The sequence below is a fragment of the Pantoea sp. B65 genome (assembly GCF_047308185.1).
Lineage (GTDB): Bacteria > Pseudomonadota > Gammaproteobacteria > Enterobacterales > Enterobacteriaceae > Erwinia.
The window spans coordinates 86,096-102,909 of sequence record NZ_JAHXPU010000041.1; the positions used below are offsets into that span (position 1 = coordinate 86,096).

Here is a 16,814-nt window from a genome sequence, read left to right on the forward strand (position 1 = left end):
GATATGTTACTTCATGGGGGACAGGTCAGTTCGGCTTGTTGGGATACTTACACGTCCACCTCCAAAATAAGTAGGTTCGTAAGTTACAGGATTCTTGATCCGGAACCAGACTGTGCTGGGATGACGCTTGCTATGATTTACTTAATTTATCCATCACAAGGGCAATAAATTGCCCTTGTGATGGCCAGTCGTTCAACTATTTCGAACTAAAGAAGAAACAGGACCACAATCATGGGGTTTATCAAAACCAGAGCTACTTTTCAGATATTCAGTAATCAGCGTTCCAATAATATTTACCGACACTTTGTTAGTTGTTATAAAGCCCAATGGCATAGTCACTGGCAAAGTTTCTGGTTGAGAAATATGATAGATAACAACAGATAATTCATCCTCGAGATGAAGGATCTCAACATTACCATCTAACAATCCTTCTACAAGCCCTTTAGCGTACTCGTGTAATTGCCCTAGTTCATACTTCCATTGTCTGGCTGCCTTGGAATCAACATCATCTGAGACGGGCACATATAGCACAGGTTTATATAACTGCTTATCTTTCGTACTCGACTTGTGAATGAAATCACTCAGGCTGGAGATAAATCGTTCGCTCTTTGACCAGTATGCATCTGATGGTGCTATCCACATGAAATGACTTCCGCCATGATCAGCTTTGTCTTTGATACGCTGACCGAGCACCGGTGCCAAAGCTTTCTGCAGCCTTTCCCAATTGTTTTTAGCGTATATTGGGCCTAAGAAAGTCGTTCTGCCTGAGTCAGAATATTCTTCTAGGGCCTGCATATCTTTAATAAAAGCTGGATTAACTTGATTCGTTTTTGAGTCAAATAACTTAAGCGTATTTTCATCGTTGAGTGATACCATGGCCTTAAATATGCTTATGGTATTATTAAGTCTTAACAACCTGGATATTTCAATAGCCATTAACTCATGAACACATTCAGAGCTGTTTAAGTATTCATAGTCTTCACGCTCGACAGCCTTTCCATCGCTATCCATTTTAAACTCAGTTGTTAAACGTAGCGGCATTTGCCGGAGTTTATTAATTGAATTAACTGTATAAATAGAAGGCTGTTCTTTTCCGCCCTGAACTTGTAAGTGAGACAGGTAGCCTTTATCCAGAATTTGATTAAACTGGTACTGAAAGTGTTTCTCAACCAATCTCTCACTTTGAGAAATATTGTTGTCATGAACCTTTAATGGTATGCCTCCCATCCAATGGTCCTGGACATTTTGGTTACTGAAACAACTAAAGGTCGCTAAATCAAACGATAAGGTACCACCACTGTCCTGAACAGTTGAAAGGTGCGGTATCTCTCCAACCTCAGAAAAATATCCATTCGATTTTTCTGTTAAGGTCAGTCTACCGTCTGAAGAGAGCGTAAGTTCGCCACGCTGCACAAGATCGGAAATCGCCTCTTCTGACTCACGGTGGGTCAGGCCGAAATAGGTTGCTATTTGTGCTTTGCTCATCGAGGCTACATGAACAAGTCTCAGCACAAACTCCCGGATGAATGGCAGCCCTTTCTGGGAAACATAGGAAAACTGAATGTTAAACCTCTGTGCTGGCAGCAGGAAGTCAACCTCGTGATAGGTTACTTTATTATCAGATATCATTTCTTTTTGCCTCCCTGCTGAGCGGAGAGGAACCTGTATCCAGCTTCCTGACCTCGTTCAGCCATATAACTTACAACGGAGCCTAATGGCAGTTCTTTATTATTTCCCTTCCAGATATCGGCGTTACCCACAATCAACAGTCGATCCATTGCGCGTGACATTGCGACATTTATACGGTTTGGAGCGCGTAAGAAACCCGGGCTATGCTGCTTATCCGAACGCGTCAGAGACAGGATGATGATCCGGTTTTCCTTACCCTGATAACTGTCAACCGTGTCTATTTTAACAATGTCCTTAAATCCCTCGCTCCAGATTTCCTGATTGAATTTCTGACGGAGCAACCGCTTTTGTTCGGCATACATACAAATCACTCCGATAGCGGCTTCATCTTTATTAACGAGCTTTGAAAGCTGAGCGACGAATTCATCATTCTCTGATACCTGTTTAAGTACAGAAATAATCTCGTCAGCTTCACTACGGTTGTAAATACTTGTGCCACGGTCTTCAAAATGGTGCGCCCGATGGCCCAAGCTAGCAGTATCAAGCCAAGTCACTACGCTACGTAAAGCTTCTGGTGCATGCTGATAGACATCTGGAATTGCTCGCTCTCCATTTCGAAGCTTCCCGTCATAGAAGGTCTTCGATACCAGATCGCCAATTGGAGGAGCCATACGATATTGTGTCAGCAGAGCTGCACTAGCTTGCGCACCATAAGCAGAGTTGAAGGCACGAGCAAAGTCACTTCGTAACACCTCATCAATTTCAGTACGAGAATTATTGATACCCAGTTTCCTCGCTAATGCCGCCTTGTGAGCATCTGAGTACAGTGGTGGAAGCTGCAGATGGTCACCTACCAACAGGACGCGTCTGGCAGACTGCATCGCAATGGCCAGTTCACTGGCAATCGAGCGCGCAGCTTCATCAATGATCACCCAATCGTAGATATTCTCCTGGATACCAATGTGCCCCTGTCCAATACCGACGCATGTGCCAGCCACTAACTGCCTAGATCGTGAATAAAACTCATCAAGGTTCACTCGCTCTCCCGACATAGCATCCTGCATATCCCGGGATATTTTTGCTAATGCCTTTACTCTTTGTGCCTCATCAGGTCTGACACCATACTCCGTACACAGCCTTGAGATCAGAATGTCTTTTGCTGCAGAGATCTTAGCGTCTCTGTCCAGGTTAATCCCATACTCCTGACTCAGCCTGGAGCGGATGGAAAAGTCGAGTTCGACTGCAATATCTTTCAGTTCATTGATCTCTTTAGGAGCGGTTAAATCGTTAACCTGATAGAGCAGTTTCTCAAGGTGATCTATTTGCTTGAACAACCTGAGCTCCGCAAGCACGACACCCGAAATAAACCCCGGCTCCAGACCAATGGCGTCACTCAACGCTTCAACGCGGTACTTAATTTCAGCATTGAACAGTTCGCGCTTCTCCGTTGTGATTGCGTTTGAATACACATCTTTCAGCCCCGGAGAAATTGCCCCTTCACGGTTACTGAACCTGACGACATCCAGCTCTGTACCAAGTCGGGAACAGTGCTTTCTGATGCGCTCGGCCGCTGTATTTACAGCCTCGTGTGACTGGCTAACCAATAAAATGCGTTTGGTGTTCTGTTTCTCAATCAAGTAGTGGACAAAGGCCGCGATAAACTCGGTTTTACCGGTCCCCGGTGGCCCCTGCAGCAGGGAGAGAGGGCCATTATTAATCAGTATGTTAAACGCCTTTCTTTGTTGGTCATTCAGGCTGATCTTGTTTCCGTGCTGGTCTTCACGGTCGTATCTGGCAAAATCAGCATCGCTGACAGTGATACCATAATTTTGAGCATCCTGTTTGCAGGATGGGTCGAACAGGTCAATTAAGTCAGGCAGCACACTCTCCCGATCGAGGAGGCGTTCCAGCGCTCGTTTACGCTTCTGATAAGACGCCCGATCCTGCTTTGTGCGGAAGAAGACAATATCAGAATCTTTCAACCTGTAGGCTGCTGAACGCACCCTGACCAGTCGAATCTCTTTGAGCTCTGACTTCTTAAGTGACACCTCACCTATAAATCGCTCAACCCCTTCCTGATCGACCTGTAAGGCTTCAACTTCATCGCTACTTCTGAATGCGCCAAGAGGATCAACGTCTGCAGAGTAAGGTATGAGTAGTTCTCCATGAGCATCTGCAACAGGGACTACCTCCCCGCTGACTTCAATGTTCGGATAGGATTCTGTTTCAGTATCCAGAGTTGCGCGCCACAGCTTCACCGTCGGGATTTCCAGCACTTCTTTTAAAGCAGGCTCAAGCGCTTGCTTATCCAGTCTGGCAAAGGCATCTTTTAACTGAAGAGTAAGCGGATCCTGTGCCTGAACGTCTTCAGATGCGGCAATCAACTCGATTGCCCGGGTAAATGATTCTTCTTCATTAAGCAATACTGTCAACGCCGACATATCCTGCGGGCTGCCCGGAGTAATCCTGATACCGGTACCAATTTCGAACTGGCTTTCATCAATATCTTGCTTACGAATTGATGAACGAGCCCTTGGATTAAAGCCATAAAGCAGCGTCTTCTGTTTTTTGCTGAACATTGCAGAAAAACTGCCACCAATCCCGGTGAAAGTCACTTTTACTTCAGCTGGCTCTTTACGATTGGGCTCAACTTTGACATACAGATGCCCGTTATCAGGCAGAACAGAGATTATTTCATCGGCGTTTCCTGCTGTAATCTCTATCAAAGCTTGTTTTGACGCCAGGTCATAACTGTCTACCGCTTTTTTAAACCGGCCTAAATCTTTAAACCCAAAAATAGGATCTTCCAGTTCAGCCCGGATGGCATTCGCAATAGTTGGGTAAAGTTCTGATTCATGCCCCCAGGACAAACCTAACAACTCGCAGGACATCTTCATCACTGCATAGTTATCGCGTTCAAAGGAAGTACAATTATCAATATATTCAGGGCTGTAGCTGTGGTTTTTAGGTTCGTCCTCCGTCGGTGAAAAATCGGGGATATCGATGAGGAAAAGCGAGCGCCCCTCCGTCCCAAGCATTACATTGCCAGGGTGGATGTCCCCGTGAGAAACACCAAGACCGTGCAAATGCCCAACTGCGGCGACAAACTTATCAATCAGATCGATTTTTTCATCATCTAGGACCACCATTTTGTCCCAGGTTTCTCCTTGTACCTGGTCCGTTACCATGTACAGACTCGATGATTTAGATGCGATACCAAATTCACGAATTTCTGGCAGATATGTTGGTTTAACTAAAGAAAGCTGTTCGACCTGTTTTAAAAACTTCAAAACCTGGAAGTTTATTGATGAATCGTCTCCTTGCCCACCAATATTCAGCCACGCCTTCACCAGCCGTCCACCCGAGATATAGACTTCTTTATCAGATGTTTCTACCAGAAAGTCATCATCTTCCCGATACTGACGAGAGTGGTTAATAGCATGCCTGTAAGGGGCAAGCTCAGTATCATCAAATGTTGGGATCGCCTTGCCTGCAGGTTCAGCTTGTTTAAGGGCGTCAAAGAAATCCGTCGCGGAAGCAAATTTTGCAGCAACAGCATCCAGTAATACATCTGAATACCAGTGCTGACTGCTTAACATACTCTCCTGTACTGTCTCCAGACTCTTTGGCGACATGCGCTTACCGCTTAATAAGTGCCACGCTACAAGGCCCAGGGCATGAACATCCTGCTGAAAAGGCGTAAGCTCGCCCCCATCAAGCATGTCTTTTACCTCGACAGCGCCCACGGATAAAAGCTTACGATAATCTCCGACCGTTCCAGCTGGTCGATGATATGCCGAAATAAAGTTCGAAAGGGCGACTTCTTTTGAAGGTGAAATCCACAGACTGTGATCGGCGATATCCCTGTGCGCAATTTTCATCTCATGGAGATCACTAAACTTCGCAATGAGTAGTTTGACCACATTCAATCGGTCCAGGTCTGAAAACGCCTTTCCATACTTTCCGATGAATTCGTTAAACCGAACATGACCCGGTGGAAGCTCATAGACTTCGCTGTACTCGGCCGTCACTTCGTCTTTCTGAAAACTCGTCAGAGACCTCAGGCAGTGGTTATACAGATCCCGGTTCTGGTGATTGATGTGCTGTAACACTTCACGCTCACGTGAAACGATCTCAGCTCTTCCTTCCGGCGTGTACGCTTTCGTCCCTTGGATATTCCGGAAATTCCATACTCTGAGTAATGCTTCGCTATTTGCTGATATCTCTGATTTTGCCAGGTATTCCCGATACACCTTTTTTGGATGTTCGAAAATCATATCCTTAGCTTCGAATCCATTAACCCTCAGGGATTTTGGCGCTGTCTGAGGTCCTAAGAAAAGGTTATCAAAAAGGGGAAAATCTTTGTTTAGAACCTGGGAGCCTGGATGGGGTCTGAAGTAGTTGTTGAATGTGTTGCGATCAGCAAATTTAAGAAAATCTGTTAACGAGATCGTATGGTGAAGTTGTTCTTCCGGTAACTCTCTGAAGTCCGCATTGCCAGTCATCACAACAAAGAAATGTACAAATGGAGCATAGCCTTTGTTCGTAAAACGGTCTGTCAGACGCTTGAATTTGTTGTCCAGCGTGAACTTTTTGCCACGGGTCACGCTTACTGGCGAGCGTCCCATGTTCTTATCACCCTTATACCAAGTCTCCCCGCGCGCAGTTACAGGCTGATGGTTCCAGTCCTTCAACTCAACTATGATCACATTGCAATGCGTAACAATGACTAAATCGAATTCACCTTCTTTTTTTGCCTCAACAAAACGAAAACCTGCATAACCTTTCCAGGGGAACATTCCGTTGCCGGTATAACCATAGCTTTGTAGCTGCTCGCCAATAGAACCTCCACGAACAGGCTTGTCAGACTTGGATAAATTATCCGAAAACGCAGCCTTTATTTTCTCGATAGCTACCACTTCTTGCTCTTGTAAGCCACCATCCCACATTTCTACTTCCAATGGAATTCCCCTCAGATTTCAATCTAATTTATCAAGATAGCTAGGACGCTTATGCAGATCTTGACCCGCCATCTCCTGGCAGCTTCTGTCTCTAAGTTAACATTATTCGCTGCCTCCGGTATTACTTCGGTGAGAGGTGATCTTACCTACGTAGTGTGCTACAGCCCTAAGCAAGGTTATCGTTTTCAAATTGTTCCGGGCTGAGACTGCCAAAGGCACTGCAATGTCGTCAACAATTGTAATCACACTCGATATAATTAAACACCGTCGTCCGCATTATTTCCCGGCTTTTAAAGTGTTATCCGTGGATACACTCCGCTTTCAGCGAATGGAAGAAGCTTTCCACACAGTCGTTATCGTAGCAGCAGCCTTTTGTACTCATACTGCCATACTGATTATGCCGTTTCAGCAGGGGCTGGTAATCCGCTGGTTGATGCTGGTTTTGTCATGAGTAATCACTTCTGGTTGAGAGATTACTCACTTAGTCACGTGTCCACTAATGGTGGGTAGGATCACTAAGTGTTGATGAAACCCTAAGCCCATTTCACCGCTGCGGCCTAAGGGGCGCTATGCCCGGCTATGCAGGGTCAGTTTTTTCTCCCGTGTGTTTTCCGTTCCTCGTATCAGCTTCCGGTTAATCGTTTCCCAACACAACCCGTCCTGCAAGGGTAAATGGCACGCATTCTGCGCCCTTGCATGCCGGAACGATGCCGGGAAAGCGAACCGTCAGGCGATACGAAGACGAAAATCACACCACTGACGGAGAAAAAACCATGACTATTTCCCTGCCTACTCAGACAAGCGCCCCTAACACCGCAGCGGCGACCAACGTATCCCTGCTGGACCCGTCAGGCTCTTCAAAAACGAACTTTTCTAAAACCAAAACCGATATTTATCAGACAGTAACTGACAGCATCATTTCTGGCCTTGAAACAGGCGTTAAGCCGTGGTCCTGCCCGTGGCAGCGCGTACCGGGCATGTCAGGATTACCTTCAAACTACGCGACTGGTTCTGCTTACAGTGGAATGAATATCATGTTGCTATGGTGCAGTGCCTCAAAAAAGGGATTCAGGGAGACGCGTGCGTTTAGCCAGCACCTAGCACCGTATACCGCCAAATTGCAAAATGTCGTTTGTCCTGAGCGCCATGTGCCGGAAGGAAAGTCTGATGCGTAAGATGGCTGAAGGCCATATTCCCCATGTTTCCGGAAAAGTCATGTCAGCTGTCATACGGAATGTGAGGATTATCCCCCCATGAGTGTTTAAGACCATTGATCTCTGACCTGTTCCCCGTTGATTAATACACCCCGATGTTAGTAATGTCTTCATAAGCCACATGAGGACATCCCCATGAAGAAGCGTTTTTCCGACGAACAGATCATCAGTATTCTCCGCGAGGCCGAAGCCGGGGTTTCGGCCCGGGAACTCTGCCGCAAGCATGCTATTTCAGACGCTACCTTCTATACTTGGCGCAATGCTTTCCCCGCCACGCCTGCCCGCTTTATGGGGCGGTTTTAATGCAGTTGCATTGCTAAAGCCTGTCACCATCGGTTCTTGGGGAAGACAGTAGATGCTTCATTTTTAATGCAATTACATGCAAATAACTGCATACTTTGTGAATCATGTATTGTGGTAAAGATAGCCGTTTTAAATGTCGTTTCGTGGAGAAAATATGACCAATTTCAAACATAACCTCGATGAGCTGCAGCAAATAGCAAAAGAACGCACAGTCAAAACGCAAACTATCGAATATGATCTGGAAACTTTAGTAAAAAAAATAAAAAGAAACGTCATAAAGCTTAATCCTGAGTATCAACGAAAACACCGTTGGGATGATGAAACATCATCAAGACTAATTGAAAGTCTTATACTTAATATACCGATACCTTTTATCTACATCTCCCAAGATGTTGATGTTGATGAGGAAATAGATTCTGAGTCATCACGTTTCTCGGTCATCGATGGGCAGCAGCGTCTCACTGCAATTTATAATTTCTTTGAGAATAAATATCAGCTCCAAGGTTTAGAGGTTCTTGACAAGCTCAATGGGGCATTCCATAAAGATTTACCTCCATTTTTAATGAGGCGCCTCGAAGAAAGAAGCATCAGATGTTTGCGAATTGACTCTACACTTGACCCACAAGTGAAGTATGACATCTTTGAAAGACTGAACTCTGGATCGGTAAAGTTGGAGTCACAAGAACTGCGCAATGCAACATGCAGAGGGCCATTTAAAGACCTCATAAAAGGATTGTCAAAAAATGAACACTTTAAATTGGCATGTAAATTAACACCTGATAGTTCCCGCGTTAAAAAAATGGAAGATGAAGAGCTTGTACTGCGTTTCTTCGCCATAAACTACCTTGATAGCTATAGGGATTACAAAGGGAAGTTCAAAAATTTCCTGACTAGTAAGATGAATTCATTTAACAATCTACCTATAAAACAGTTAGAGGAAATGGAAAGGTTGTTTAATGATACTTTTAAAGCTATTGGGAAATCTAATATAGATTATCCTTTCACTAAGTATCGGGCAACAGCCGATGGCTTTGAAAAAATGTCTGATTTTAATGCTGCGGTGTATGATTCAATTACACACCTCTTTATTGAAAGTTTGAGAAAAGGAACGGTTGTTACTTCCGAAAAAATTCTCGGAATGTTTTCAGATCCTGATTTTTTTGCAGCATGTGAAGGTAGTGTAAATGATGTAGCTAAACTAAATACAAGGATTAATAAGGCAAAGGAAACAGCATAATGGCTACATTCATTGCGGATTATCTTGATACCGTTGATCTTCAGTGGAGAGAAGTTGATATTTTAGTCAATGAAGCGGTCCGTGTTCAGGAGTCAAATGAATATTTATATAATGCTCTTTGTCGCTCGATTACAGTTTTGATTGTTGCTCATATGGAAGGGTTTGTTAAAGGTGCAGTCAAAAACATTATTAGCGATTACGCATCCATAAAATTCAAAGAGTTACCGATTTCGATTAAAAGAACTTACTGTAAAAAATATTTAGGGTTTGATGAAAAAGCGTTTCCCGGATATCAAGATGCAATCCAGTGCCTAATGGATGATTTAGAGAAAACAGATGACTTCAAAATTTCTCCTGAACCATTTATATCGGATAGAAATAGAAATCCAAAGCCAGATGTCATTGGTAATATAGCATCAAGGTTTGGGGTTGGAGATATTTTTAAAAACCTACACGAATCAAGGTTTGATAAGATTTTTGCTATGACATCTCCACAAATTAAAAATGCTCTTGAAGTTATCTCTGTTTTAACCAAGCGAAAAGTTTGTGATTTTCCTTATAGAGTAAGGAAAAATGCTTACTATACAAGTCCGGCATTATATCGTGGGCGAAGTTTATGGCAGACTTTTTTAGATGATTTAAATCAAAAGCGTCATAAAATAGCCCATGGTAATGACTTTGCCAATGCTACAGATATTAACTCACTTATTGATCTTAAAGATAAGGTCAGAATACTTCAGTACTCATTTTTATTAATTATTTGCTCTGAAATATGCAATACATAAATAAAGTAGGTAATGTTAAAGGGTGGCAGTTTTGCTGCCCTTTAAAAATTCTATCAATTATGTGGTTTAAAAATAACTTATAGCATTGTAAGTATCCCTGCAAAAGGAACCATTCACTTTAACAGATATGTCAATGTCCGCTCCTCGCTCAAAGCGGCCCTTCTGCACCACATTCCGTCCGCCTCGAGCCAGAAGCGGCGTGGTGCACCTCTGTTCGGATTACCAAATTTAATGAGCCACTACAACATTACGACTCATTAGGTCAGATAACAAAAGCATATGGTCCAATTAAGTAGGATACTTACTAGTTTAACGATAGAATCTGAGGTCAATAATCTGTTTTCAATGGAAATTTAGAGTGTGGCAAAATTTTTCTTTAACGCAAAGCTATGGAGAGCAACCGCCTCAATTCCCGTAATGAAAATGCTAGCGGAGAAGGAAGAAGCAAATATATCCCGTGCGCTAAGCGATGCCGATAAGCCCGGATCCATTGAGTCTGGGGAGTTTCAAGATGAAAGACATCATGAAGATGGAGGGATTACAACGTATCAACGCACATACTATTCCTGTGGATCATGTGTGGGGTATGATGAAAATGAAGTTAAGTCTGAATATAAGCATCTGATAGCGCAACTAACCCGCCGCGCAGCTTTTCTTACCATTTTTGGTCTGTTTGAACACCGTATGGTTGATTGTCTAGAACTTATGAATCGCCTATCATGTAAAATAACGGATAAAAAATACAAAACAGTTGAGGATTGCCATAAACGTCTCAAGCAGAATTTCGCCGGTAAAAATATTAAGGATATCGATCATCTATCGGTGATGAGAAATATCATGGATCATAGCGATGGTATTGCAGAGAACTATAAGGAGATTTCCTACAAGCAAACCAAAAAAATGACGCTGAAAAGCGACTCTTAAGAGCCATTCATCGAGCTAAGACTGATAACTCTGGTATTTCAATGACTATTTTTAATAATGTACTGATGGATGAAACATTTCTCATGTATGTCTCATGTGAACTTGAGCGCTATGTTGAAGAGTTGAACACCGCGATTTTAACTTACCAAGCACAGGTGGGTTAAAATCTTTAATTAGTACCTGACAACTCTGCTTCTACTGGTTGTAACATTTTAGTGCGCTTAGACGGAAATTGATATTAGGTACGGCAGGATTGGTATTATCATCGAGAGTGAGTTAATAATTAACCAATTTCAGTGTGAAAAGTTTAACAGTACTAAGGTGCTGAAATGAAGTTAAAGGAGATATTGATGGGTGTTGTGAAATTGGTCAAGGAGCAGGTTCTAGGCAGCGTTATATCGGGAATACTAGGCGTAGTGGTTACAATAGGGCTTTTCCATTTTAGTTCACAACCTATGCGCTCTGCTGATGTTCGCGAAAAATTAGTAGAAATGGCTCGAGCTTGCATCCAGCAGCAACTTGCCACAAATTTGACCTCTGTGGTATTTGATTCAGTGACAAGTGAGTCACTCGACCTAAGCACATCAAACTCCGTAGTAGTCTACGGAAAAGCTGTGAGCACTAATGGTGACCTTAGCCGCTTTCTGATGATCTTCGAACCCTCTGGACAGAATTTAATAGATAAAGTGGTTGGTAGACCTGGATTCTACGATATTGGGTACTGGGCAATTATCCCTGGCGCAGAAAATGACGAAGTCGTGGCATCTTCAATGAGTATTGAAGACTTCGACAAAGACGGTAACAAGGACATACTAATCCGTGTCAAGTCAACTTACGCGGATGGCGTATCCAAAGGTCTTCTTATCCTTAAAAAGGATAAACATGATGTATGGCATCTAATGGGGCTTCCATCGATGACAAAGATCATGCATTCCATTGCCGCAGGTCAGTCCCCCCTGCCGAAAGGACTTCAACCAGCACTCCCGCCAATATATTGGTTTAGTAATAGCAAAAAACCAAAATCTAAGTCAAATTACAAACAATACCTCGATTGGGAAATTGACGAATCAAGCTGGCAGGCCACTGATGCCACTGGGAACCATTCTTTTTGGATGATCAGAAATGGCACGAAAATAAAAATGTTCGAGAATGAACAAGCAGGCTACAAGCACTTTGGTGTACTGGCAAACATCTATGATGATGAGGCAATTCAGGGGAACCATCATCTCATGGTCAGCTTTTTTAGAATTGAGAATAATAGTTTGATTCCTGATCAGCATTGGAACTGGGCCTATCCAATGTTCTCTATTGGATTAGAGGATAGTCAAGCCGTGGCTCTGAGTGACATGCAGGAAGCGGGTTTGCAAGCTCATGTTACTGGTAGTTCAGTTGTTGGCTTGACCGCGTTTGGAAAAATGGATTCAGATTAATATTCGCAAACATTACTAACGAAGAGCAGGTCACAGATATGGCTATTGGAACTTACGGAAATGTTATTTGGATATTATTTACATCACCTCAATAATACTGACTGAGCGGAAATAATGCACTTCGCTCAGCCAGATTTGTCAGAGATGTTCGAACCTGGCCACCACAGCACCTTCAATTTCCAGCAACTGGTTCCAGGTCGTAGTCACCCAGCCAGTCAGGGGATCTTGACTGTCTGTCTGCCATGAGGAGCTAAAAAACAGATCGTCAGGATCGCTCTGCAAGTGAAGGTTGCCGAAGATACTATTCCGAACAAGCAGGGAATAACATCTCTCTGAGGCCCATACCTGATAGATGCCACAGCCGTTGATTCTGACAGGCATCAGTCCACCCGGACGCGATGAACTGTCCAGGGTGATCCCTAGCTCTGCATGCCTGTCCGTGTGGTGGGTCAGTTCACGCAGGTCACTCCTCAGACGGGTTCCGAAGAATATGAGAGTAAAGTCGTCATTATCGACAGTCATCTCCCGTAAATGCTTCAGCAGTCCCTCCACGTCGCGAACGCTTTCGGTCCGGAGGGCCAGCAACTGACTCAAGCCATAGTAAACGTCACGAAGCAGAGAATATTTCACGTCTGAAAGCGATGTCAGATCTCCGTAAACATTGCTGTTGATCCCCCGGGCAATGATATTTTTAGGCATGGTCCCGCGAACCGACCTAGCTTTCCACGGTATCTCACCATTCTCAGAGCTACTGTAAGAAAAACGGGAAAGCAGTGCATCTTGGGCAAGCATTTCGGGCAGATCACGGGTAAGAGTAAGATCGGTATTTTTCAGCCGTTCTGTATCAATTTCTGCGTTAAGAAGTTCATCATGCAGGCACTGGCTGAAAGCCAGAATATAGGCATCGAGGGTTTTATTGAAAGAAATGATTTTCGCTTTAAAAGCCATTTCTGACATTAAATATCCGTCAGGGGAACTGTCTTCACGTCGTTTCATCCCGTGGAGCTGATTTATAATTTGTTCCTTTCTAGAATAAGTGAAGAGATTGTCATTCAGCGCATTCTGCACGCGTCGGCTGACAGACTGTGCCTCAGCGGAAAGATAAAAAGCAATATCAGCGTAAGTACCGTACAGATTCCTGACGTCTTCATAGGTTCCCATATAAATGCGACCGGTTATGGTTTCAGTTTCATTAAAGGCTGAAAAGGTTTTTATGAGGCCAGACAGCGCTTCGTACCAGCCGTTCTCATGACCATTGTTCCGGTATTCCAGCCTAATAATGCTGTCAATAATATCAGTGGCTGACTTAAATGAGGGCGTCATGCGATCGTGTGCGCCTGTAGGATAGACAAGTTCTGAACTCAGGAGTCGCTTAACAATGTTTTTAAGGGGTACATTCTTTTTCTGCCTAATATGAGAAAGAATATAGCTTGCAGTCAACAAACGCACGTCAGCTAGGGCGTTATAAAACGCCGTGTACTGCGTCTTATTTTCTGCATATTCATTACCTCGCAGTACAACCTGCCAGTCAGGCCCTTCAGGAGTCTGCGTTAATAACGCTGGCGTGATGAAAAAACTGTGCCATCGGTACTGGTCAAAATGTTCTTCAAAGTTATTCCGGCCAAACCAGAGCAGCAGCATATCTGAGCTGTGTTCTGAGGCAAAACGATCGTCTTTCATGACTGCTGTTATGACTGTCTGAGCAGTGTATAAAAGATGAGACAGTAGGCAGGCCGGATCACTATCAGACGGTTCTCCGTTACGGTTATGAATACGTCGCCACATGTACCAGCTTTCCCATTCACCGATGAAATCTTTAACAAGCTCCCGATGACGTAATTCTTGACCGACAGACAGATTTTCTCCATAACCGGTTTTCCAGTCTATCAGCGCATGCCAGACGTGGAAAAGAGACTGAACATATTGCTGAAAGTCGCCCAACTGGCAACTGTCTACGTTACGATTCACAGAGAAAGGGATTGTAATTACTTTGCGAAAATATTCTCCCGTGGTTTCCAAAGACTTTACAATATCATGGCTAAATGAGTAAAAGTCCCGATGGAATGACTGGCTGAACGTAACCATAAATCCCGTATCATTACATTCATCAATATAGTTACCGCCAGCATACTGGAAACTCTTTTTCAATGTTGTATAGGTTTCTACGAGCCTGTCTGTAGCACTGATGAATGTACTAATGTTTCTGTCTTCCAGAGCATCATAGGCTTCACCATAAAAATCGCGGGTAATATACCTGTATTCTTTCCAGTTTTTTTTAGGTCCACTAATAAAACAGTATCTGAATAAAAACACCCACCAACAGGGAACATTAACATCCGTTGATGCCAGCAGTGTAATTGTATTTTTCTTACACCCCAAGGATGGAAGTATAATTATCTCCCCTTCACTATCGTTAACAGGTCGCAGAAATTTTAAGAGAAAATTAAATAGTTGTATTCTAACATCTGTAATTTCTTTTCCCTCATCTAAATGATAAGGTAACAACTGCATCTTTTCTTCACCAGAAACATACCAGCGAAGGATTTCAATACCTTCGATATAATCTTTATCGATATAGGTTCCTGGATACTGGAGCCATGAGTTTATCTGCGAATGAAGAATAAAGTTTTCTACAACCTCCGACTTAAAATACTTCAGCATAAGTCGATCACGTTTTTTATCATCCAGAACATTTAGGCTTGAAATAAAAAACCATATCGACAGCACGATGTTGAACAGCATCCAACTCAAGGACGTAATAGCAAACGTGATAGTAAGATAATTATCACCTGCTGATGAAAACAGCCCACCTACCAATATAAATGCAGCCAGGGATAGTCCACTCAGACCGGCAAACATGTAACCCGAATGCAACTGATAGGCAGTCTGAATATGTATCCGGGACGATTTTTTCTGAAAGAGCACGCTCACCAGACCCACAACCAACGGAAACACGATCCCGATAATCGTCAGTTGGCTGCCTAACAGGTTTGACATCCATGACGGCAGTACTGTTATACCCTTCAGATAGGTAGCAGCAAAAGAACCAAATTCAGAACGAAAATATACCGCGACAATGACTGCACTGCTTGCCGCCGCCCAGAGCAAAAACATGGCCTTCAGATAATGTGTGGAGCTGTATACCTGCGCCCTCTCAAACAAGTTCCAGCGATGTTTTTTATACACCGAATTACCTTTAAGGTTTCGTTTGAGATCTGCTCTCACTTTAGCTGAAAGGCGTGCAAAGAATATGGCAGACATAGCGCTCCTGATGTTGGGTGGTCAATCCCTCTATCATACGTCCTGTTTGTATAATTTTCCTTTAAAACTCTTTACGTTACCTACTAGTATTCAGCTCAAAGCATTTCCGAGTTTACCTTATTCGGTCCTCATTAGGAGAAGAGAGATACTGATGCGGAAATGCACTAGTGATAGAAGATTATCGCAGGATGAGACGTCCGCTTTTCGCTCATGAGGGACAACCATACTCAAATTTCCCACATTGCAGGAGATTTGAATATGAACACGTTACCGTGGAACAAAGACCGTATCATCGGCCAAAAAAGACCACTTCAGATATCTCATATCTGGGGGATCCGAATCCGACTTGAACTGGAAGGTAAAACGCACGATTTAGCTCTGTTCAATATGGCCCTGGACAGTAAGCTACGAGGCTGTGATCTGGTAAAACTCAAAGTATCTGATGTTGCATATGGTAGCTCTGTTTCAAGCAGAGCAACGGTGCTACAACAGAAAACAGGCAGCCCTGTGCAATTTGAGATAACCAAAGGGACAAGAGAAGCTGTTGCTGCATTGATAAAGCTTGGCAATTTGCACAGTAAAGACTTCTTGTTTCGGTCTCGGGTCGGAACTAACCAGCACATTTCAACCCGGCAATACAACCGAATCTTTCATGGGTGGGTAGAAAAGCTTGGTCTCGAAGATTCGCTTTACAGCACACATTCCATGAGAAGAACAAAACCTTACCTGATCTACAAGAGAACCAAGAATCTCCGGGTGATCCAACTTCTGCTGGGTCATAAGAAACTGGAAAGCACAGTCCGTTATCTGGGCATTGAAGTCGATGATGCATTAGAGATCTCTGAATCGATTGAAGTCTAAGGTTGCCAGGGCTGCAACAGCAGCCCTGTGCCAAGAGCGGGCGTTGCTGCTCGTCAGATATTAAAAAACTTATGGTCCGCCTGGATAGGATACTTACACAGGATTCGATACAGAGTGGTCTATCTCTTTGTGGTAGCAAATTGATATTTCTTAGGGATAATGCCCCCAATAAGTTGAAATGACATATCTCGATAAAGACTCTATACAAC

General features: G+C 43.5%; 8 protein-coding genes and 3 pseudogenes. 7 read left to right on the forward strand and 4 right to left on the reverse strand.

The window, feature by feature from the left end; genetic code table 11:
* Nucleotides 1-192: 192 nt before the first annotated feature.
* The 3 genes and pseudogenes from JWF83_RS20750 to JWF83_RS20760 form a co-directional block, all read right to left on the reverse strand.
* Nucleotides 193-1,629, reverse strand: a complete 1,437-nt coding sequence (locus tag JWF83_RS20750) for a hypothetical protein (RefSeq protein WP_413652311.1) — start codon at nt 1,627-1,629, stop codon at nt 193-195.
* Complete coding sequence (locus tag JWF83_RS20755; protein WP_413652482.1) at nt 1,626-6,578, reverse strand: AAA domain-containing protein; 4,953 nt, start codon at nt 6,576-6,578, stop codon at nt 1,626-1,628. The genes JWF83_RS20750 and JWF83_RS20755 overlap by 4 nt, the downstream gene beginning before the upstream one ends.
* Before the next feature lie 178 nt (nt 6,579-6,756).
* Nucleotides 6,757-7,029, reverse strand: a pseudogene (locus JWF83_RS20760) (IS3 family transposase); the annotation flags it as partial.
* A gap of 334 nt (nt 7,030-7,363) precedes the next feature.
* On the opposite strand from JWF83_RS20760, the pseudogene JWF83_RS20765 reads away from it, so the two are divergent.
* The 6 genes and pseudogenes from JWF83_RS20765 to JWF83_RS20790 all read left to right on the forward strand — a co-directional run.
* Nucleotides 7,364-7,672 (forward strand): annotated as a pseudogene (locus JWF83_RS20765) (ArdC-like ssDNA-binding domain-containing protein); the annotation flags it as partial.
* A 267-nt stretch (nt 7,673-7,939) separates the two neighbouring features.
* Nucleotides 7,940-8,071, forward strand: a pseudogene (locus JWF83_RS20770) (transposase); the annotation flags it as partial.
* A gap of 190 nt (nt 8,072-8,261) precedes the next feature.
* On the forward strand, nt 8,262-9,344 hold the full coding sequence (locus tag JWF83_RS20775; protein ID WP_413652312.1) for a DUF262 domain-containing protein: 1,083 nt from the start codon (nt 8,262-8,264) through the stop codon (nt 9,342-9,344).
* Nucleotides 9,344-10,129 (forward strand): MAE_28990/MAE_18760 family HEPN-like nuclease, encoded by a 786-nt coding sequence (locus tag JWF83_RS20780; protein ID WP_413652314.1) that lies wholly within the window; start codon nt 9,344-9,346, stop codon nt 10,127-10,129. The genes JWF83_RS20775 and JWF83_RS20780 overlap by 1 nt, the downstream gene beginning before the upstream one ends.
* A gap of 360 nt (nt 10,130-10,489) precedes the next feature.
* Nucleotides 10,490-11,053, forward strand: a complete 564-nt coding sequence (locus JWF83_RS20785; protein ID WP_413652316.1) for a hypothetical protein — start codon at nt 10,490-10,492, stop codon at nt 11,051-11,053.
* A 329-nt stretch (nt 11,054-11,382) separates the two neighbouring features.
* Nucleotides 11,383-12,483, forward strand: a complete 1,101-nt coding sequence (locus tag JWF83_RS20790) for a hypothetical protein (RefSeq protein WP_413652318.1) — start codon at nt 11,383-11,385, stop codon at nt 12,481-12,483.
* 138 nt (nt 12,484-12,621) lie between these two features.
* Here the strand turns inward: JWF83_RS20790 and JWF83_RS20795 are convergent, their stop codons facing one another.
* Nucleotides 12,622-15,744 carry a hypothetical protein gene (locus JWF83_RS20795; protein WP_413652320.1) on the reverse strand — a complete coding sequence of 1,041 codons (3,123 nt, stop codon included), beginning with the start codon at nt 15,742-15,744 and terminating at the stop codon, nt 12,622-12,624.
* A 258-nt stretch (nt 15,745-16,002) separates the two neighbouring features.
* Between JWF83_RS20795 and JWF83_RS20800 the strand changes: the two genes are divergently transcribed.
* A complete protein-coding gene (locus JWF83_RS20800; protein WP_413652322.1) occupies nt 16,003-16,605 on the forward strand; it encodes a site-specific integrase in 603 nt (200 codons plus the stop codon).
* The last annotated feature ends 209 nt before the right edge of the window (nt 16,606-16,814 follow it).